15 protein-coding genes and 1 riboswitch are annotated in these 18,053 nt (G+C 72.1%); of the genes, 9 read left to right on the top strand and 6 right to left on the bottom strand.

What is annotated here, in order from left to right; all coding sequences use genetic code 11:
- The first annotated feature begins 195 nt into the window (after positions 1 to 195).
- The 5 genes from N8I87_RS24660 (at position 196) to N8I87_RS24680 (ending at position 7,301) form a co-directional block, all read left to right on the top strand.
- Positions 196 to 1,716, top strand: coding sequence for an aldehyde dehydrogenase family protein (locus N8I87_RS24660; protein ID WP_263211814.1), 1,521 nt, complete (start codon positions 196 to 198; stop codon positions 1,714 to 1,716).
- Positions 1,717 to 1,779: 63 nt separating this feature from the next.
- Entirely contained in the window at positions 1,780 to 3,318 is a 1,539-nt protein-coding gene (locus N8I87_RS24665; RefSeq protein WP_263211815.1) for a GMC family oxidoreductase, read from the top strand.
- Entirely contained in the window at positions 3,318 to 4,406 is a 1,089-nt protein-coding gene (locus N8I87_RS24670) for a quaternary amine ABC transporter ATP-binding protein (protein ID WP_263211817.1), read from the top strand. Before N8I87_RS24665 ends, N8I87_RS24670 begins: the two co-directional genes overlap by 1 nt.
- Positions 4,406 to 6,349 (top strand): ABC transporter permease, encoded by a 1,944-nt coding sequence (locus tag N8I87_RS24675; RefSeq protein ID WP_263211819.1) that lies wholly within the window; start codon positions 4,406 to 4,408, stop codon positions 6,347 to 6,349. Before N8I87_RS24670 ends, N8I87_RS24675 begins: the two co-directional genes overlap by 1 nt.
- Position 6,350: 1 nt before the next feature.
- Complete coding sequence (locus tag N8I87_RS24680) at positions 6,351 to 7,301, top strand: ABC transporter substrate-binding protein (RefSeq protein WP_263211820.1); 951 nt, start codon at positions 6,351 to 6,353, stop codon at positions 7,299 to 7,301.
- 6 nt (positions 7,302 to 7,307) lie between these two features.
- On the opposite strand, the gene N8I87_RS24685 is transcribed toward N8I87_RS24680, so the two are convergent.
- Positions 7,308 to 8,030 (bottom strand): isocitrate lyase/PEP mutase family protein, encoded by a 723-nt coding sequence (locus N8I87_RS24685; protein ID WP_263211822.1) that lies wholly within the window; start codon positions 8,028 to 8,030, stop codon positions 7,308 to 7,310.
- Positions 8,027 to 8,530, bottom strand: coding sequence for a carboxymuconolactone decarboxylase family protein (locus N8I87_RS24690; RefSeq protein ID WP_263211823.1), 504 nt, complete (start codon positions 8,528 to 8,530; stop codon positions 8,027 to 8,029). The genes N8I87_RS24685 and N8I87_RS24690 overlap by 4 nt, the downstream gene beginning before the upstream one ends.
- A gap of 47 nt (positions 8,531 to 8,577) precedes the next feature.
- Here N8I87_RS24690 and pdxR point away from each other — a divergent pair, with 47 nt between their 5' ends.
- On the top strand, positions 8,578 to 9,999 hold the full coding sequence (gene pdxR / locus N8I87_RS24695) for a MocR-like pyridoxine biosynthesis transcription factor PdxR (protein ID WP_263211825.1): 1,422 nt from the start codon (positions 8,578 to 8,580) through the stop codon (positions 9,997 to 9,999).
- A 55-nt stretch (positions 10,000 to 10,054) separates the two neighbouring features.
- Here the strand turns inward: pdxR and N8I87_RS24700 are convergent, their stop codons facing one another.
- Positions 10,055 to 10,912, bottom strand: coding sequence for a DMT family transporter (locus tag N8I87_RS24700; RefSeq protein ID WP_263216632.1), 858 nt, complete (start codon positions 10,910 to 10,912; stop codon positions 10,055 to 10,057).
- Positions 10,913 to 11,020: 108 nt separating this feature from the next.
- The gene (rocD, locus tag N8I87_RS24705; RefSeq protein ID WP_263211827.1) at positions 11,021 to 12,226 is read right to left on the bottom strand and encodes an ornithine--oxo-acid transaminase; all 1,206 of its coding nucleotides are present in this window, start codon (positions 12,224 to 12,226) and stop codon (positions 11,021 to 11,023) included.
- 100 nt (positions 12,227 to 12,326) lie between these two features.
- Positions 12,327 to 12,416: riboswitch (ZMP/ZTP riboswitch) on the top strand.
- A 31-nt stretch (positions 12,417 to 12,447) separates the two neighbouring features.
- On the opposite strand from rocD, the gene N8I87_RS24710 reads away from it, so the two are divergent.
- The 3 genes from N8I87_RS24710 to N8I87_RS24720 all read left to right on the top strand — a co-directional run bounded on the left by N8I87_RS24710 (position 12,448) and on the right by N8I87_RS24720 (position 15,779).
- The gene (locus N8I87_RS24710; RefSeq protein WP_263211829.1) at positions 12,448 to 13,911 is read left to right on the top strand and encodes a glycine hydroxymethyltransferase; all 1,464 of its coding nucleotides are present in this window, start codon (positions 12,448 to 12,450) and stop codon (positions 13,909 to 13,911) included.
- Positions 13,912 to 14,042: 131 nt separating this feature from the next.
- Complete coding sequence (gene trpS, locus N8I87_RS24715) at positions 14,043 to 15,056, top strand: tryptophan--tRNA ligase (protein ID WP_263211830.1); 1,014 nt, start codon at positions 14,043 to 14,045, stop codon at positions 15,054 to 15,056.
- A gap of 138 nt (positions 15,057 to 15,194) precedes the next feature.
- Entirely contained in the window at positions 15,195 to 15,779 is a 585-nt protein-coding gene (locus N8I87_RS24720) for a 2'-5' RNA ligase family protein (protein ID WP_263211832.1), read from the top strand.
- Between the two features lie 105 nt (positions 15,780 to 15,884).
- Here the strand turns inward: N8I87_RS24720 and dprE2 are convergent, their stop codons facing one another.
- Entirely contained in the window at positions 15,885 to 16,640 is a 756-nt protein-coding gene (gene dprE2, locus N8I87_RS24725; RefSeq protein ID WP_263211834.1) for a decaprenylphospho-beta-D-erythro-pentofuranosid-2-ulose 2-reductase, read from the bottom strand.
- 43 nt (positions 16,641 to 16,683) lie between these two features.
- Entirely contained in the window at positions 16,684 to 18,039 is a 1,356-nt protein-coding gene (gene dprE1, locus N8I87_RS24730) for a decaprenylphosphoryl-beta-D-ribose oxidase (RefSeq protein WP_263211836.1), read from the bottom strand.
- Positions 18,040 to 18,053: the final 14 nt, after the last annotated feature.

Consider the following 18,053-nt stretch of genomic DNA (forward strand, 5'->3'; position numbering starts at 1 on the left):
GGCAGTGAACTGAAGCCCTCAGCCCCTCAGTCGGCCTGCTTTTGGCCCGTTTTGTCCGTCCGTTCCGTGAGGTGGCGCACTTTCGGGCGTGGATTGCGCATGCAATCCGGCGGCCGGGGCAGGCGGCCTCCGTCCCCGAGAGTGACGCGAATGCGACACAGGGGAGCGAAACAGGAACGGAAGGCATCACCGAACATGGCGGACAGAACGGAACGACGGTCGACGGCGACCATCCACGCGGGAGGAGAGTGGCTGGACGCGGTCTCCGGCGCGACGCGCGAGATCATCGACCCCGCGGACGCCCTGCCCTTCGCGGTGGTCGCCGAGGGCGACGAGAAGGACGCGGAGCTCGCGGTGGCCGCCGCCCGCCGTGCCTTCGACACCGGGGACTGGCCCCGTACGCCCGTCGCCGAGCGGGCCGCGCTGCTGCGCCGGGTCGCCGACCTCCTCCTGCGCGACCGCGAAGAGCTCGGTCTGCTGGAGAGCCGCGACGCGGGCAAGACCCTCGAAGAGGGCCGGGTCGACATCGACTGCGTCGCCGACGCCTTCCGCTACTTCGCCGACCTCGTCGCCGCCGAGGCCCCCGGCCGTGTCGTCGACGCGGGCTCGGCCGACGTGCACAGCGTCGTCGTACACGAACCCGTCGGCGTCTGCGCGCTGATCACGCCTTGGAACTACCCGCTTCTGCAGGCCAGCTGGAAGATCGCCCCGGCGCTCGCCGCCGGGAACACCTTTGTGATCAAGCCGAGCGAGATCACCCCGCTGACGACGATCGCCCTGATCGAGCTGCTCGTCGAGGCCGGGCTGCCCGCCGGAGTCGCCAACCTCGTCACCGGGCCCGGCCACGCGGTCGGTGCCCGGCTCGCCGAGCACCCCGACGTCGACCTGGTCTCCTTCACCGGTGGCCTGGTGAGTGGCACCAAGGTCGCCCAGGCCGCCGCGCCGAGCGTCAAGAAGGTCGCCCTCGAACTCGGCGGCAAGAACCCCAACGTCGTCTTCGCCGACGCCTGCGCCACCGACGAGGGCTTCGACACCGCCGTCGACCAGGCCCTCAACGCCGCCTTCATCCACAGCGGCCAGGTCTGCTCGGCCGGCGCCCGGCTCATCGTCGAGGAGCCGCTGCGCGAACGCTTCGTCGCCGAACTCGCCCGCAGGGCCGGGCGGATACGCCTCGGCCGGGGCACCGAGCCGGGCGTGGAGTGCGGCCCGCTGGTCTCCGAGCAGCAGCGCGCCAAGGTGGAGTCGTACGTCGCCTCGGCGCTCGCCGAGGGCGCGGTCCTGCGCTCCGGCGGCAAGCGGCCCGAACCCGCCGCGACCAGGCCGGAGGCGGGCTACTTCTACGAGCCGACCGTCCTCGACCAGTGCCACCGGGAGATGAGGGTCGTCCGCGAGGAGGTCTTCGGACCGATCCTCACCGTCGAGACCTTCCGCACCGAGGACGAGGCCGTGGCTCTCGCCAACGACACCGAGTACGGCCTCGCCTCAGCCGTCTGGACCGCCGACGCTGGCCGCGCCCGGCGCGTCGCCGCGCGGCTGCGCCACGGCACCGTCTGGATCAACGACTTCCACCCCTACCTCCCGCAGGCGGAGTGGGGCGGCTTCGGCAAGAGCGGCGTGGGCCGCGAGCTGGGACCCGCAGGGCTCGCCGAGTACCGCGAGGCCAAGCACGTCTACCAGAACCTCGCGCCCAAGCCCGTGCGCTGGTTCGCCGGCTGAGCCCCCGCCCCCCGGGCCCTCTCCCGGCCCCTCTCCCCGATCCCTCCGGAGCAAGAAACCCCCATGCCTGAAACGCCCGAAACCCCCCACGTCTACGACTACGTCGTCATCGGCGGCGGCACCGCGGGCTCCGTCATCGCCTCCCGCCTCACCGAGAACCCGGACGTCACCGTCGCCGTCATCGAGGGCGGCCCCAGCGACGTCGGCCGCGACGACGTCCTCACCCTGCGCCGCTGGACGGGGCTGCTCGGCGGCGAGCTCGACTACGACTACCCGACCACCGAGCAGCCGCGCGGCAACTCCCACATCCGGCACAGCCGCGCCCGCGTCCTCGGCGGCTGTTCCTCCCACAACACCCTCATCGCCTTCAAGCCGCTGCCGTCCGACTGGGACGAGTGGGAGGAGGCCGGCGCCAAGGGCTGGGGCGCGGTGCCCATGGAGGCGTACTACGCCCGGCTGCTCAACAACATCGTCCCGGTCGACGAGAAGGACCGGAACGCCATCGCCCGCGACTTCGTCGAGGCCGCGCAGCAGGCGCTGGGCGTGCCCCGTATCGAGGGCTTCAACCGCAAGCCGTTCACCGAGGGCACCGGCTTCTTCGACCTCGCCTACCACCCCGAGAACAACAAGCGCTCCTCCGCCTCGGTGGCCTATCTGCACCCGGTGATGGACGAGCGCGACAACCTGACGATCCTGCTGGAGACCTGGGCGCACCAGCTGGAGCTGGACGGCACCCGCGTACGGGGCGTGCACGTGCGCACCAAGGACGGCGAGGAACTCCTGGTACGGGCCCGCAACGAGGTCCTGCTGTGCGCGGGCGCGGTCGACTCGCCGCGTCTGCTGCTGCACTCCGGCATCGGCCCGAAGGCGGATCTGGAGAAGCTCGGCATGCCCGTCGCGCTCGATCTGCCCGGCGTCGGTGAGAACCTGCTCGACCACCCCGAGTCGGTGATCGTCTGGGAGACCCACGGCCCCCTTCCGGAGAACTCCGCGATGGACTCCGACGCGGGCCTGTTCGTGCGCCGCGACCCCGAACGCACGGGCCCGGACCTGATGTTCCACTTCTACCAGGTCCCGTTCACCGACAACCCCGAGCGCCTGGGCTACCAGCGCCCGGAGTTCGGCGTCTCCATGACCCCGAACATCCCCAAGCCGAAGAGCCGCGGCCGGCTGTATCTGACCAGCCCGGACCCGGCCGAGAAGCCCGCGCTGGACTTCCGCTACTTCACCGACGAGGACGACTACGACGGCCGCACCCTCGTCGACGGCATCCGTATCGCCCGCGAGATCGCGAAGACCGAGCCGCTGGCCGGCCGGCTGAAGCGCGAGGTGTGCCCCGGCCCGGAGATCACCGGCGACGAGGAGCTGAGCGAGTACGCCCGCAAGGTCGCGCACACCGTCTACCACCCGGCGGGCACCTGCCGCATGGGCGCGACCGACGACGAACTGGCCGTGGTGGACCCCGAGTTGCGCATCCGGGGCCTCGACGGCATCCGCATAGCCGACGCGTCCGTCTTCCCGACCATGACCGCCGTGAACCCGATGATCGCGGTGCTCATGGTCGGGGAGAAGGCAGCCGACCTGATCGGAGGTGAGGCCTGATGGCTCTCACAGTCCCCACCCGCAAGCCGCCCACCGGCGACTCCACCGACACCCCCGTCTTCTCCGTCGAGGGCCTGTGGAAGGTCTTCGGCCCCAAGCCGGAGCGCGTCCCCGCCGACGCCGAACTCGCCGCGCTCCCGCCCGCCGAACTGCGCGCCCGAACCGGCTGCACGGCCGCCGTCCAGGACGTCTCCTTCGACGTGCGCAAGGGCGAGGTCTTCGTGGTCATGGGCCTGTCCGGCTCCGGCAAGTCCACGCTGGTGCGCTGTCTGACCCGGCTCATCGAGCCGACCGCGGGCTCGATCTCCATCGACGGCGAGAACGTCCGCGCCATGGACCGCGCCCGGCTGCGCGAACTGCGCCGTCACCGGGCCGCGATGGTCTTCCAGCACTTCGGTCTGCTTCCGCACCGCACGGTCCTCGACAACGTGGCGTACGGCCTGGAGATCCAGGGCGTCGGCAGGTCCGAGCGCCGGGCGCGGGCGCAGAAGGTCGTCGCCAAGGTCGGCCTGGAGGGCCTGGAGAAGCGCCGGCCCGGCCAGCTGTCCGGCGGTCAGCGCCAGCGCGTCGGACTGGCCCGCGCGCTGGCCGTCGACCCCGAAGTGCTGCTCTTCGACGAGCCGTTCAGCGCCCTCGACCCGCTGATCCGGCGCGACATGCAGGACGAGGTGGTACGGCTGCACCGGGAGGAGGGCCGCACGATGGTCTTCATCACCCACGACCTGGCCGAGGCGCTCAAGCTCGGCGACCGTATCGCCCTCATGCGTGACGGCCGCGTGGTCCAGCTCGGTACCCCGGAGGAGATCGTCGGCTCCCCGGCCGACGACTACGTCCGTGAGTTCGTGCGTGACGTGCCGCGCGAGCAGGTCATGACGGTCCGCACGGCGATGCGGCCCGGTGACTGCGGCGGCCCCGAGCATCCCGGGGCGCTCGCCCCCGACGCCGTCGTCGCCGACGCGATCAAGGTGGTGGCCCGCAGTGGGAAGGCCGCCTGCGTCATGGACGACGGACGGTGCCTGGGGGTGGTGGACCACGAGCGGCTGATCGACGTGGTCGCCGGAACGGAGCTGCCCAGGGAGGCGGTCTGATGGCCACGGTCACCGCCGCCGCTCCGCGGATCGCGCTGCCCGGATTCCTCCGGCGCCCCGCCGCCCGCAAGCTCGTGCTGCTCGCCCTCGCCGCGGCCGTGCTCGTCCCCCTCGCGGCCGCCCGCTGGGCGAGCGGAAGCTGGCCGCACGCCCTCACCGTCGACCTGTCCGGGCCGCTGACCAGCGCCGGTGACTGGGTGATCGACCACCGGGACAGCCACCCGCTGTTCCTCTACTTCTTCGGCTACATCAGCAACGCGGTCGTCCTGTCCGTACGCGTCGTGTACCTGGCGCTCCTCGCGGCGGGCTGGGCCGGAGTCACCGCCGTGGGCGCCCTGGTCGCCTGGCGGGTCGCGGGCGTCCGCCTCGCGCTGGGCACCGCCGCCGCCTTCGTGGTCTGCGGTCTGCTCGGCATGTGGGTGCCGACCATGCAGACCCTGGCGCTGATGGTGGTCGCCGTGTTCGCGTCCGTGGTCGTGGGCGTCCTGCTCGGCCTCGCCGCCGGGCTCTCCGACCGCCTCGACCGCGCCCTGCGCCCGGTCCTGGACACCATGCAGGTGCTCCCGGCGTTCGCCTATCTGCTCCCCGTCGTCCTGGTCTTCGGCATCGGCGTCCCCGCGGCCGTCCTCGCCACCGTCGTCTACGCCGCCCCGCCGATGGCCCGCCTCACCGCGCTGGGCCTGCGCGGCGCCGACCCCGAGGTCCTGGAGGCCGTGGAGTCGCTGGGCGCCACGGGCCGCCAGCGCCTGGTGACCGCCCGCATCCCGCTGGCACGCAAGGAGCTCCTCCTCGGCCTCAACCAGACGATCATGATGGCCCTGTCGATGGCGGTCATCGCGTCGGTCATCGGCGCCGGCGGCCTCGGCGACCGCGTCTACCAGGCGCTCGCCTCCGTCGACGTGGGCGCGGCACTCGCCGCCGGAATCCCGATCGTGCTGCTCGCAGTCGTCCTGGACCGGGTGACCGGCGCGGCGGGGGAGAAGCTCGGCGAGGGCCACCGCGATCTGCGGCCCTGGGCCTACGGCGTGCCCGTGGCCGTCGCCGCCGCCCTGGCCGCGCGGCTCGCCGGGCGACTGGACTGGCCCTCCGGCTGGGTCCTGAACATCGCCGAACCGGTCAACCGCGCCGTCGACTGGATGACCGCCCATCTCTACTCCGGCGTCCCGTACATCGGCGGCACCGCGGACTGGGCCGGCCACTTCACCACCTGGGTCCTGGACCCCGTCCGCAGCGGTCTGCAGTGGCTGCCCTGGTGGTCGGTGCTGCTGATCGTCGCCGCCCTGGCCTGGCTGATCGGCACCTGGCGCACCGCCCTGACCGCCGTCCTCGCGATGGCCGCGATCGGTGTGCTCGGCGTGTGGGAGCCGTCCCTCGACACGCTCTCGCAGGTCCTCGCGGCCGTCGCCGTCACCCTGGTGCTCGGCTTCGCGACCGGCATCGCCGCCGCCCGCAGCGACCGCTTCGAACGGGCCCTGCGCCCGGTGCTGGACGTGTTCCAGACGATGCCGCAGTTCGTGTATCTGATCCCGGTGGTCGCACTGTTCGGCGTCGGCCGTGCCCCCGCCGTCGCCGCGGCCGTCGTCTACGCGCTCCCGGCCGTCGTACGGATCACCGCGCAGGGCCTGCGCCAGGTCGACCCGGCCGCGCTGGAGTCGTCCCGCTCGCTCGGCGCGACCGGCCGCCAGCAGCTGTGGCAGGTCCAGCTCCCGCTCGCCCGCCCGGCGCTGCTGCTCGCCGTCAACCAGGGCGTGGTCCTGGTCCTCGCCGTCGTCATCATCGGCGGCCTGGTCGGCGGTGGCGCCCTCGGCTACGACGTCACCTTCGGCCTGGCCCAGGGCGACCTGGCGACCGGACTGGTCGCCGGCGCGGCCATCGTCTGCCTCGGCCTGGTGCTGGACCGGGTGACCCAGCCGACGGAGCGCCGCGCGAGGAAGGGAGCCTGACATGCGCCGTACGACGATCACGGCCGCCGTGGCCGTGCTGGCCCTCACCACCGGGTGCGGGGCCGCCGACATGACCAAGCAGGCCTCGCCCTTCGCCAACGCCCAGGGAGCGAAGACCGTCACGCTCTCCGTGCAGTCCTGGGTCGGCGCGCAGTCCAACGTGGCCGTGGCCCAGTACCTCCTGGAGCACGAGCTGGGCTACCGCGTCGACACCGTCCAGGTCGACGAGGTCCCCGCCTGGGACGCGCTCAGCCAGGGCCGCGTCGACGCGATCCTGGAGGACTGGGGCCACCCCGACCAGGAGAAGCGGTACGTCGACGACAAGAAGACCATCGCGCACGGTGGCGACCTCGGGGTGACCGGGCACATCGGTTGGTACGTCCCGACGTACCTCGTCGAGCAGCACCCGGACATCACGGACTGGAAGAACCTGAACAAGTACGCCCCGCTCTTCCGCACCGCGGAGAGCGGCGGCAAGGGCCAGCTGATGGACGGCTCCCCGTCCTACGTCACCAACGACAAGGCGCTGGTGACCAACCTCAAGCTGGACTACCAGGTGGTGTTCGCCGGCTCCGAGGCCGCGCAGATCACCCAGATCAAACAGTTCGCCAAGGAGAAGAAGCCCTTCCTGACCTACTGGTACGCGCCCCAGTGGCTGTTCAAGAAGGTCCCGATGACGGAGGTGACGCTGCCCCCGTACAAGGACGGCTGCGACGCGGACCCGAAGAAGATCACCTGCGCCTATCCGCACACCCCGCTGCAGAAGTACCTCAACGCCGGCTTCGCCCACGACGGCGGCAGGGCGGCCGCCTTCCTGAAGAAGTTCAAGTGGACGACGGAGGACCAGAACGAGGTCTCCCTGCTGATCGCCGACAAGAAGCTGAGTCCGCAGGAGGCGGCGAAGCAGTGGGTGGACAGCCACCCCTCCACCTGGAAGGCATGGCTGTCGTAACCCCCGTTACGGAAGAAGCCGTTCGGCGATCTCCCGCAGCGCCTCGCCGGCGCGCCGCTGGAGTCCGGGCCCGAATGTGACGCGGGTGGCCCCGAGTTCGCCGAGTTCGGCGGGCGAGGGGCCCTCGCCGTCCAGCCGGGCCCCGATGTTGATCGGCCCCTGGATCCCGGAACGCAGCAGCGGCAGTACGGCGGCCGGGGCGCCGATCGGATACACGCAGTCGGCGCCCGCCGCGACGTACAGCGCGGCCCGCTCGATCGCCCGGCCGGGATCCGTGACTTTGCACGCGAAGGTGTCGACGCGCGCGTTGAGGAACAGCCGGTCAGCGGCCGCCGAGCGCACCTCGGCGAGCCAGTCGGCGTGCGCGTGCGGGTCCTTGAGCACACCCCCGGCGGAGTCCTCGAGGTTGCACCCGACCGCGCCCGCCTCCAGCAGCCGCTCCACCAGCTCCTTGGGAGCCAGCCCGTACCCTCCCTCGACGTCCGCCGACACCGGCACGTCCACTGCCCGTACTATGCGCGCCACCGCGGCGAACATCTCCTCGGCCGGAACCTCACCGTCCGCGTACCCGAGCGACGCGGCGACCCCCGCACTGGGCGTGGCGAGCGCCGGAAACCCGGCCTCCGTGAAGACCCGGGCGCTGGCCGCGTCCCAGGGACCCGGCAGCACGAGCGGGTCGCCCTGCGCGCGCTGCCGGTGCAGCGACCGGAAGACCTCCGCCTCGCTCACCCGTGCTGCCCCGGCTCATAGTGCCCCGGCGTCATCCGGGTGCTCACGCCGAAGCGGTTCCAGGCGTTGATCATCGTGATCGCGGCGATCAGGTGGGACAGCTCCGCCTCGTCGAAGTGCTTGGCGGCGTGCTCGTACACCTCGTCCGGGACGAAGCCGTCGGTCAGGACCGTGATCGCCTCGGTCAGCTCGATCGCGGCCAGCTCGCGTTCCGTGTAGAAGTGCCGCGACTCCTCCCACGCGCTCAGCTGCACGATCCGCTCGACGCTCTCGCCGGCCGCCAGCGCGTCCTTGGTGTGCATGTCGAGGCAGAACGCGCAGTGGTTGAGCTGCGAGGCGCGGATCTTCACCAACTCGTACAGCTTGGGGTCGTCCAGGCCCCGGCGGACGGCGGTCTCCAGATGGATCATCGCTTTGTACACGCCCGGGGCGTGCTCGGCCCACTGCAGTCGGGGGGTGATCTCCGCGGCGTACTGGACCTCAGTCGGTTCGTTGGTCATGTCTTCGACTCTATGGAGCAGGCGGCCCAGAGGTATGGTCCATTTCCATGGGAAAACCTTGGGCCACTTTCGGGGTCGATCTGCATCTGGAGCCCTCCGGCGCGGGTGGGCTGCGCCGTGGGCTGACCGACGCCCTGCGGGACGCCGTGCGCGGCGGACGACTCGCCCCGGGCACCCGGCTGCCCTCCTCCCGGACCCTCGCGGCCGACCTCGGCATCGCCCGGAACACCGTCGCCGAGGCCTACGGCGACCTGGTCGCGGAGGGCTGGCTCACCGCACGGCAGGGGTCGGGGACCCGGGTCGCCATGGGGGTACCGCCCACGCCTTTCGGGCAGTGGGGGAGAGCGGTCGTACCGCCCAGCGATACCGCTCCGCGGCGCCGCGCTCCCGGCCGGCCCACCCACAATCTGGTCCCCGGCACCCCCGACCTCGCCGCCTTCCCCCGCGCTGAGTGGCTCAAGACGGCCCGCCGCGCGCTCACCGCCGCCCCTTCCGACGCCCTCGGCTACGGCGACCCGCGCGGCCGCCCCGAACTGCGCACCGCCCTCGCCGGCTATCTCTCCCGCGCCCGCGGTGTGCGCGCCGCTCCCGACGGCATCCTGATCTGCGCGGGCTTCTCCCACGGGCTGAGGATCCTCGGCACGGTGCTGAGGGCGCGCGGCGCACACACGGCGGCGGTGGAGTCGTACGGCCTCTCCGTCCACTGGGACCTGCTGACGGCGGCCGGACTGACCACCACGCCCCTGCCGTACGACGCACGCGCCACGGACACCCGCGAACTGCCGGACGCCGCCGCGGTACTGCTCACCCCCGCCCACCAGTTCCCGATGGGCACACCCCTGCGCGCCGACCGGCGGGCGGCCGTCGTGGACTGGGCGCGGCGCACCGGCGGGCTGGTCCTGGAGGACGACTACGACGGCGAGTTCCGCTACGACCGCCAGCCGGTCGGCGCGCTCCAAGGGCTGGACCCGGACCATGTGGTGTACCTGGGCACCGCCAGCAAGTCCCTCGCCCCCGGCCTGCGGCTGGCCTGGATGGTGCTGCCGCCGTCCCTCATGGAGGAGTGCGTGGCGGCCAAGGGCCTGGTCGACAACTGCGGGGTGCTGGACCAGCTGACCCTGGCGGAGTTCATCACCTCCGGGGCGTACGACCGCCATGTGCGCTCCGCCCGCCTGCGCTACCGGCGCCGCCGTGACACCCTCGTCACGGCCCTCGCCGCCCGCGCGCCCGAGGTCCGGGTCACCGGCATCGCGGCCGGTCTGCACGCCGTCCTGCGCCTGCCGCCCGGCACCGAGCCGTCGATCGTCCAGGCCGCCGCCTGGCAGGGCCTCGCCCTGCACGGCCTCGCCTTCTACCGCCACGCCCAGGCCACGACCGAGCCACTGGACGCCCTGGTCGTCGGCTACGGGACACCGCCGGACCATGCGTGGGCGGGGGCGCTGGAGGCGTTGTGCCGGGTGCTGCCGTGACGGGCCGGGCGCGGCGGTGCGGCAGCCGTTGTGGCCGGTCCGCGCCGTCGATGCGTCAGGAGTGCGGCCGGGTCGGTTCGGTGACCGGGGCGGGGTTCGCCGTCGGGGCCTCGCCGAAGCGCGCCAGCAGCAGCGCTCCCGCCACCGCGACCACGAAGCCCAGCACCGCCAGCCAGGTCAGCCCCTCCCGCGTACGGTCCCCGAGCCACACCACACCCACCGCCGCCGGGCCGATCGTCTCCCCGATCACTATCCCGGCGGTGGCGGTCGTCGGTGAACCGCGCTGCAGGGCCGACGTCAGCAGCAGGAACGCGGCGCCGCCGCCGAGGAGCAGGGCGTAGGTCGCGGGGTTGGTGAGCAGGTCGTACGGCTTCAGCGAGTCGATCAGCCGCACCGCCACCTCCACCACCCCGAACCCGAACCCGGCCCCCAGCCCGAGCAGCAGCGCCCGCCCGCGCTCCGGCAGCCGCCCGCCGACCGTCCCGAGCAGCAGCACTCCCACGGCCGTCCCGAGCATCGCCCACTTCAGCGCCGCCGAGCCGCCCCGGTCCCCCTCCGTCCCGGACGCCAGTCCCAGCATCGCCAGCCCGGCGCACACCACCGCGACCGCGCCCCACTCCACCTTGCTCAGCCGCACCCGCAGCAGCCGCGCCGCGACCACCGCCGTCACCGCGAGGCTGGACGCGAGCGCCGCGCCGACCGCGTAGATGGGGATCGACCGCAGCGCCGCGATCTGCAGCAGGAAGCCGAGCCCGTCCAGCGCCAGCCCGGCCAGATACCGCCACTGCCGCAGCGCCCGCAGCAGCAGCGCCGCGTCCCCGCCCCCACCCGTGTCGGCGGCCTCCCGTGCGGCCATCGCCTGCAACACCGTCGCCGTACCGAAGCAGACCGCCGCGCCGAGGGCGCACAGCATTCCAAAGAGCACAAAGCGACTGTAGGGGAGCGGGAAAACCCGGGGGTCCGTGGGGGTGCGGCTCTCATGGCCGGCATGCGCCGGCAACTCGAGTACGCACGTGATCCTTCAGACACCCAGCACGCCGCGGAGCTGGTCGAGGCCCCAGTCAAGGTCCTCCTTACCGATCACCAGCGGCGGGGCGATCCGGATCGTCGAGCCGTGGGTGTCCTTGACCAGGACACCCCGGTCCATGAGCTGCTCCGACACCTGCCGCCCGGTCCCGGCCCGCCGGGCGATGTCGACGCCGGCCCACAGCCCGCGCCCCCGCACCTGAGTGACCTTCCCGGTGCCGAGCAGCGCGCCCAGCTCGCGGTGCAGATGCGCGCCGAGCTCCGCGGACCGCGCCTGGTACTCGCCGGTCCGCAGCATCGCGATCACCTCCAGCGCCACCGCACAGGCCAGCGGATTCCCGCCGAACGTCGACCCGTGCTCGCCCGGCCGGAACACCCCCAGCACCTCCGCGCTCGACACCACCGCCGACACCGGCAGGATCCCGCCGCCCAGCGCCTTCCCGAGCACATACATGTCCGGTACGACGCCCTCGTGCTCGCAGGCGAAGGTCCGCCCGGTCCGGCCCAGCCCCGACTGGATCTCGTCCGCGATGAACAGCACGTTCCGCTCCCGCGTCAGCTCCCGCACCGCCGGCAGATAGCCCTCCGGCGGCACGATCACCCCCGACTCGCCCTGGATCGGCTCCAGCAGCACTGCGGCCGTGTTCTCGGTGAGCGCCTCCCGCATCGCGGTCAGGTCGCCGTACGGCACGATCTCGAAGCCCGGCGTGTACGGCCCGAAGTCCGCCCGTGCCTCCGGGTCCGTGGAGAAGCTGATCACGGTCGTCGTACGGCCGTGGAAGTTGCCGCCCGCGACCACGATCTTCGCCATCTCCGCGGGCACCCCCTTGAGTCGGTAGCCCCACTTCCGGGCCGTCTTCACCGCGGTCTCCACGGCCTCCACGCCCGTGTTCATCGGCAGCACCATGTCCATGCCACACAGCTGCGCCAGCTCGGTGCAGAACGCGGCGAACCGGTCGTGGTGGAACGCCCGCGACGTCAGCGTCACCCGCTCCAGCTGCGCCTTGGCCGCCGCCAGCAGCCGCGGGTGCCCGTGCCCGAAGTTCAGCGCCGAGTACCCGGCCAGCAGATCGAGATACCGCCTCCCCTCGACATCCGTCATCCAGGCGCCGTCCGCGGTGGCCACGACCACCGGCAGCGGGTGGTAGTTGTGCGCACTGTGGGCGTCCGCGGCGGCGATGAGCGCCTCCGTAGCGTTCACGGGATCTCCAGAGGGCCAGAGAGTCGGTTTCGCCCCCTTCTTATCCTCGCTCGCATGGTGGACGTGGGACCTGCCGAATCCGACGCGCCCGGTAGGCTGACCAGCGGGCCGTAACTGGCGCGCTGGGATGGGACGGACCATCGGGGAGCGGCCCGAGCGGGAAACAGTGCCGTGCGCCTGGGCCGAGCCGAGTACGCCGAATGTCACGTCCGGAGGTCCCGATGCCCGAGAATTCCGCCAGCCCTGCGCCTCTGTCCACCGAGTCGACGGCCTTCCGAGCCGCCCTCGACGTGATCCGCGCCGTCGAGCCGCGCGTCGCCGACGCCATCGGGCAGGAGGTCGCCGACCAGCGCGAGATGCTCAAGCTGATCGCCTCCGAGAACTACGCCTCCCCGGCCACCCTGCTGGCCATGGGCAACTGGTTCAGCGACAAGTACGCCGAGGGCACCATCGGCCGCCGCTTCTACGCCGGCTGCCGCAATGTCGACACCGTCGAGTCCCTCGCCGCCGAGCACGCCAAGGAGCTCTTCGGCGCCCGCCACGCCTACGTCCAGCCGCACTCCGGCATCGACGCCAACCTCGTCGCCTTCTGGGCCGTCCTCGCCCAGCGTGTGGAGGCCCCCGCCCTGGAGAAGGCCGGTGTCCGCCAGGTCAACGAGCTCTCCGAGGCCGACTGGGCCGAGCTCCGCCAGGCCTTCGGCAACCAGCGCATGCTCGGCATGTCCCTGGACGCCGGCGGCCACCTCACCCACGGCTTCCGCCCGAACATCTCCGGCAAGATGTTCGACCAGCGCTCCTACGGCACCGACCCGGCCACCGGCCTGATCGACTACGAGGCGCTGCGCGCGTCGGCCCGCGAGTTCAAGCCCCTGATCATCGTCGCGGGCTACTCGGCCTACCCCCGCCTGGTGAACTTCCGGATCATGCGCGAGATCGCCGACGAGGTCGGCGCGACCCTCATGGTCGACATGGCCCACTTCGCGGGCCTGGTCGCGGGCAAGGTCCTGACCGGCGACTTCGACCCGGTCCCGCACGCCCAGATCGTGACCACGACCACCCACAAGTCGCTGCGCGGCCCGCGCGGCGGCATGGTCCTGTGCGACGACTCCCTGAAGGACCAGGTCGACCGCGGCTGCCCGATGGTCCTCGGCGGCCCGCTCCCGCATGTCATGGCCGCCAAGGCCGTCGCCTTCGCCGAGGCCCGGCAGCCGTCCTTCCAGGGCTACGCCCAGCGCATCGTCGACAACTCCCGGGCGCTGGCCGAGGGCCTGATGCGCCGGGGCGCGACCCTGGTGACCGGCGGCACGGACAACCACCTCAACCTGATCGACGTGGCCACGTCCTACGGCCTCACCGGCCGCCAGGCCGAGGCCGCGCTCCTCGAGTCCGGCATCGTCACCAACCGCAACGCGATCCCCGCCGACCCCAACGGCGCCTGGTACACCTCGGGCATCCGCATCGGTACGCCGGCGCTGACCACGCGCGGCCTGGGCACGGCCGAGATGGACGAGGTCGCGGGCCTGATCGACCGGGTCCTGACGACGACGGAGCCGGGTACCACCAAGTCGGGCGCTCCGTCCAAGGCGGCCCACGTCCTGGACGCGAAGACCGCGGAGGAGATCGCCCAGCGGGCGACGGACCTGGTGGCGGGCTTCCCGCTGTACCCCGAGATCGACCTCGGCTGACCCCCGCGTCCCGGGCGGCCCCGCGGCTGCCCGGGACCCATACCGGGTTGCGGCCACCCGGGACCCATACCGGGTTGCGGCCACCCGGGACCCGTTCCGGGTGGCGGCCGCGCTCTGAGAGAATGATGAGCATGGCCTCTGACAGTCCCCGCGTGCTCTCCGGAATCCAGCCCACCGCGGGCTCGTTCCACCTCGGCAACTACCTCGGCGCCGTCCGCCAGTGGGTGGCCCTGCAGGAGACCCACGACGCGTTCTACATGGTCGTCGACCTGCACGCGATCACGGTCCCGCAGGAGCCCGCGGAGCTGCGCGCCAACACCCGGCTGGCCGCCGCCCAGCTCCTCGCGGCCGGCCTCGACCCGGACCGCTGCACGCTGTTCGTCCAGAGCCACGTGCCCGAGCACGCCCAGCTCGCCTGGGTCATGAACTGCCTCACCGGCTTCGGCGAGGCCTCCCGCATGACCCAGTTCAAGGACAAGGCCGCCAGGCAGGGCGCCGACCGCGCCTCCGTCGGCCTGTTCACGTACCCGGTCCTGCAGGTCGCGGACATCCTGCTGTACCAGGCCAACGAGGTCCCGGTCGGCGAGGACCAGCGCCAGCACGTCGAGCTCACCCGTGACCTCGCCGAGCGTTTCAACGGCCGCTTCGGCCGGACCTTCACCGTCCCGAAGCCGTACATCCTCAAGGAGACGGCGAAGATCTACGACCTCCAGGACCCGTCGATCAAGATGAGCAAGTCGGCGTCCACGCCGAAGGGCCTGATCAACCTCCTGGACGAGCCGAAGATCACCGCGAAGAAGGTCAAGAGCGCCGTCACCGACACGGACACCGTGGTCCGCTTCGACGCCGAGAACAAGCCGGGCGTGAGCAATCTGCTCACGATCTATTCGACGCTCACCGGTGCGGGTATCGCCGAACTGGAACAGAAGTACGAGGGCAAGGGCTACGGTGCGCTCAAGACCGACCTCGCCGAGGTGATGGTCGAGTTCGTGACCCCGTTCCGGGAGCGCACCCAGCAGTATCTGGACGACCCCGAGACGCTCGACTCGATCCTGGCCAAGGGCGCGGAGAAGGCGCGGGCCGTCGCCGCGGAGACCCTCGCCCAGGCGTACGACCGCGTGGGCTTCCTGCCGGCCAAGCACTGAGGCGTACGACCGCACGTACGTACGTCGGGCAGAGCGCTGCACATCACTCCGGCCGCGCCTGCCCACAACACGGCCGTGGCCTTACAGTCGATTAGCCGGACGGCTGAGTACGAACCAGACACGACGACAGGAGACGACGTGGGGACCGTAACGATCGGCGTGTCGATCGCGGTCCCGGAGCCTTATGGCAGCCTGCTCCAGGAGCGGCGCGCGGGCTTCGGCGACCCCGCGGCTCACGGCATCCCCACCCATGTCACCCTGCTGCCGCCGACGGAGGTCGACGCCACCGGGCTGCCGGCCGTCGAGGCGTATCTGACCGAGGTCGCCGCGGCCGGCCGCCCCTTCCCGATGCGGCTGTCCGGCACCGGCACCTTCCGGCCCCTGTCGCCGGTGGTGTACGTGAAGGTCGTCCAGGGCGCGGAGGCCTGCGCCCGGCTGCAGAAGCGGGTCCGGGACGCCTCCGGTCCCGTGGCGCGCGAGCTGCAGTTCCCGTACCACCCGCACGTCACGGTGGCACACGGCATCGACGACGCGGCGATGGACCGCGCCTTCGAGGAACTCGCCGACTACGACGCCGAGTGGTCCTGCACGGGCTTCGCACTCTACGAACAGGGCCCCGACGGCGTGTGGCGCAAGCTTCGGGAGTTCACCTTCGGCGGCTCGGTGGTGCCGCCACAGGCGGGCCACGCGGACGTGGAACGCGGCACGATCGCGAGCCGCTGAGCGCTCCGCTGGTCGGGCCGTAGTGTGCCGTCGGTTGTCTGCGGCGCCGTTGTGGCTTGTCGCGCAGTTCCCCGCGCCCCTTCGGGGCGCTCGTAGTCGGCCGTGTCAGATCGGCAAGCGGCGGAACACCGCCCTTGGTGCGTGGCGTAGGGCTGACATGATCAGGCGGAGTTGGCCCGGTACCCACAGTGTTTCCGTGCGTCGTCGTAGGCCCAGTTCGACGGCCGTGGCTACCTCCTCCGGGGTGGTGGACATCGGTGCCTCGTCGAGGCCGGCCGTCATTCGGGAGCGTACGAAGCCGGGGCGTACGACCATGACGTGGACGCCCGTGCCGTGCAGCGCGTCGCCGAGGCCCTGGGCGAAGGCGTCGAGGCCGGCCTTGCTGGAGCCGTAGATGAAGTTCGAGCGGCGGGCGCGCTCACCGGCGACCGAGGAGAGCACCACCAGGGAGCCGTGCCCCTGGGACTGGAGGGCCCGCGCGCACAGCAGGCCCGCCGACACCGCGCCCGTGTAGTTGGTCTGGGCGACGCGCACGGCGCTCATCGGCTCCCGCTCGTCGTGCGCCTGGTCGCCGAGGATGCCGAAGGCGAGCAGCACCATGTCGATGTCGCCCTCGGCGAAGACCTTGCCGAGCACACTCTCGTGGGACTCGGGGTCGAGCGCGTCGAAGGCGACGACGCGGACGTCCGCCCCCTGGGAGCGCAGGCCCTCGGCGGCCTCCTCGAGGCTGGGAGAGGGGCGGCCCGCCAGCCACACCGTGCGGGTGCGGCGCGCGACGAGCCGGCGCACGGTCGCCAGCGCGATCTCTGACGTGCCGCCGAGGACGAGCACGGACTGGGGGATGCCGAAGGCGTCCTTCACGACAGCTCCTTGGGGTGGGGATCGGGACGGCTGCTGGCGGGGCTCAGAGGCCGAGGCGTCGGGCCAGGTCCGAGACGAAGAGCCCGCGTGGGTCCAGTTCCGCGCGCAGGGCACGGAAGTCGGCGAGCCTGGGATACATCGAGGCGAGCACGTCCGGGCGCAGCCGGGAGTCCTTGGCGAGGTAGACGCGCCCGCCGGCCGCGGCGACCTCCTCGTCGAGTTCGTCGAGGAACGTGCCGAGGCCGGGCAGTGCGGCCGGGATGTCCAGGGCGAGAGTCCAGCCGGGCACCGGGAAGGAGAGCCAGCCGGGGTCGGCGTCCCCGAAGCGCTTGAGGACGGCCAGGAAGGACGGGCAGCGGTGCTCGGAGATACGGTGGACGATCCGGCGCAGGGCCTCCTCCTGGCCGTAGCCGACGACGAACTGGTACTGGACGAAGCCGTCGCGGCCGTAGATCCGGTTCCAGTGGGGCACTGCGTCCAGGGGGTGGAAGAAGGCGGAGATCCGCTGGAGTTCACCGATCCGCGCGCGGGGCGCCCTCCGGTACCAGAGTTCGTTGAACAAGCCCACGGAGGTACGGCCGAGCAGACCGTCGGGGACGAGGGCGGGGGCGGCCGGGAGCTGCCGGGGGCGGAAGGACAGCGGACGGCGCCACGCGCGTGTGCCCTTGCGCAGGGCCTGCCGGGGCGCGTGGTCGCCGCGGGTGAGCACCGCGCGCCCGGTCGCCGCGCCGCGGGCCAGCAGGTCGATCCAGGCGACCGAGTAGCGGTAGCGGTGGTCGGTGGCCGTCAGACGGGCCATCAGGTCGTCCAGGTCGGTGGCGCGTTCGGTGTCGACCGACAGGTACGACGTCTCGACCGGCAGCAGCCGCATGGTGGCCGTGAGGATCACCCCGGTGAGGCCCATGCCGCCCGCGGTCGCGTCGAACAGGGGCGTGCCGCGGCCGACCGCGTGGATCTCGCCGTCGGCCGTCAGGAGTTCGAAGGACAGCACATGGCGGCAGAAGGACCCGGAGACATGGTGGTTCTTGCCGTGGATGTCGGCGCCGATCGCCCCGCCGACCGTGACCTGACGGGTGCCCGGTGTCACCGGCACGAACCAGCCGAGCGGCAGCAGCACCTCCATCAGCCGGTGCAGGGACACGCCCGCGTCGCACAGCACGGTGCCGCCGTCGGCGTCGATGGCGTGGATACGGTCGAGACCCGTCATGTCGATGACGGACCCGCCGGCGTTCTGCGCGGCGTCCCCGTACGCCCGCCCCAGTCCCCGAGCGATGCCGCCCCGGGCCCCGCAGTTCCGGACGGCGGCCACGGCCTGCTCGTAGCTCCGCGGGCGGATCAGCCGGGCGGCGGTGGGGGCGGTGCGGCCCCAGCCGGTGACGGACACCGTGTCTTCGGACATGGCGGTGACCGTAT

It is taken from the genome of Streptomyces sp. HUAS 15-9 (assembly GCF_025642155.1).
GTDB lineage: Bacteria > Actinomycetota > Actinomycetes > Streptomycetales > Streptomycetaceae > Streptomyces.

Coding starts and splice junctions, on each gene's coding strand:
- N8I87_RS24675 (WP_263211819.1), top strand. CDS start 4,406: ATGGCCACGGTCACCGCCGCCGCTCCGCGGATCGCGCTGCCCGGATTC.
- N8I87_RS24670 (WP_263211817.1), top strand. CDS start 3,318: ATGGCTCTCACAGTCCCCACCCGCAAGCCGCCCACCGGCGACTCCACC.
- N8I87_RS24710 (WP_263211829.1), top strand. CDS start 12,448: ATGCCCGAGAATTCCGCCAGCCCTGCGCCTCTGTCCACCGAGTCGACG.
- N8I87_RS24690 (WP_263211823.1), bottom strand. CDS start 8,530: ATGACCAACGAACCGACTGAGGTCCAGTACGCCGCGGAGATCACCCCC.
- pdxR (WP_263211825.1), top strand. CDS start 8,578: ATGGGAAAACCTTGGGCCACTTTCGGGGTCGATCTGCATCTGGAGCCC.
- trpS (WP_263211830.1), top strand. CDS start 14,043: ATGGCCTCTGACAGTCCCCGCGTGCTCTCCGGAATCCAGCCCACCGCG.
- N8I87_RS24700 (WP_263216632.1), bottom strand. CDS start 10,912: ATGCTGTGCGCCCTCGGCGCGGCGGTCTGCTTCGGTACGGCGACGGTG.
- N8I87_RS24660 (WP_263211814.1), top strand. CDS start 196: ATGGCGGACAGAACGGAACGACGGTCGACGGCGACCATCCACGCGGGA.
- N8I87_RS24665 (WP_263211815.1), top strand. CDS start 1,780: ATGCCTGAAACGCCCGAAACCCCCCACGTCTACGACTACGTCGTCATC.
- dprE1 (WP_263211836.1), bottom strand. CDS start 18,039: ATGTCCGAAGACACGGTGTCCGTCACCGGCTGGGGCCGCACCGCCCCC.
- N8I87_RS24680 (WP_263211820.1), top strand. CDS start 6,351: ATGCGCCGTACGACGATCACGGCCGCCGTGGCCGTGCTGGCCCTCACC.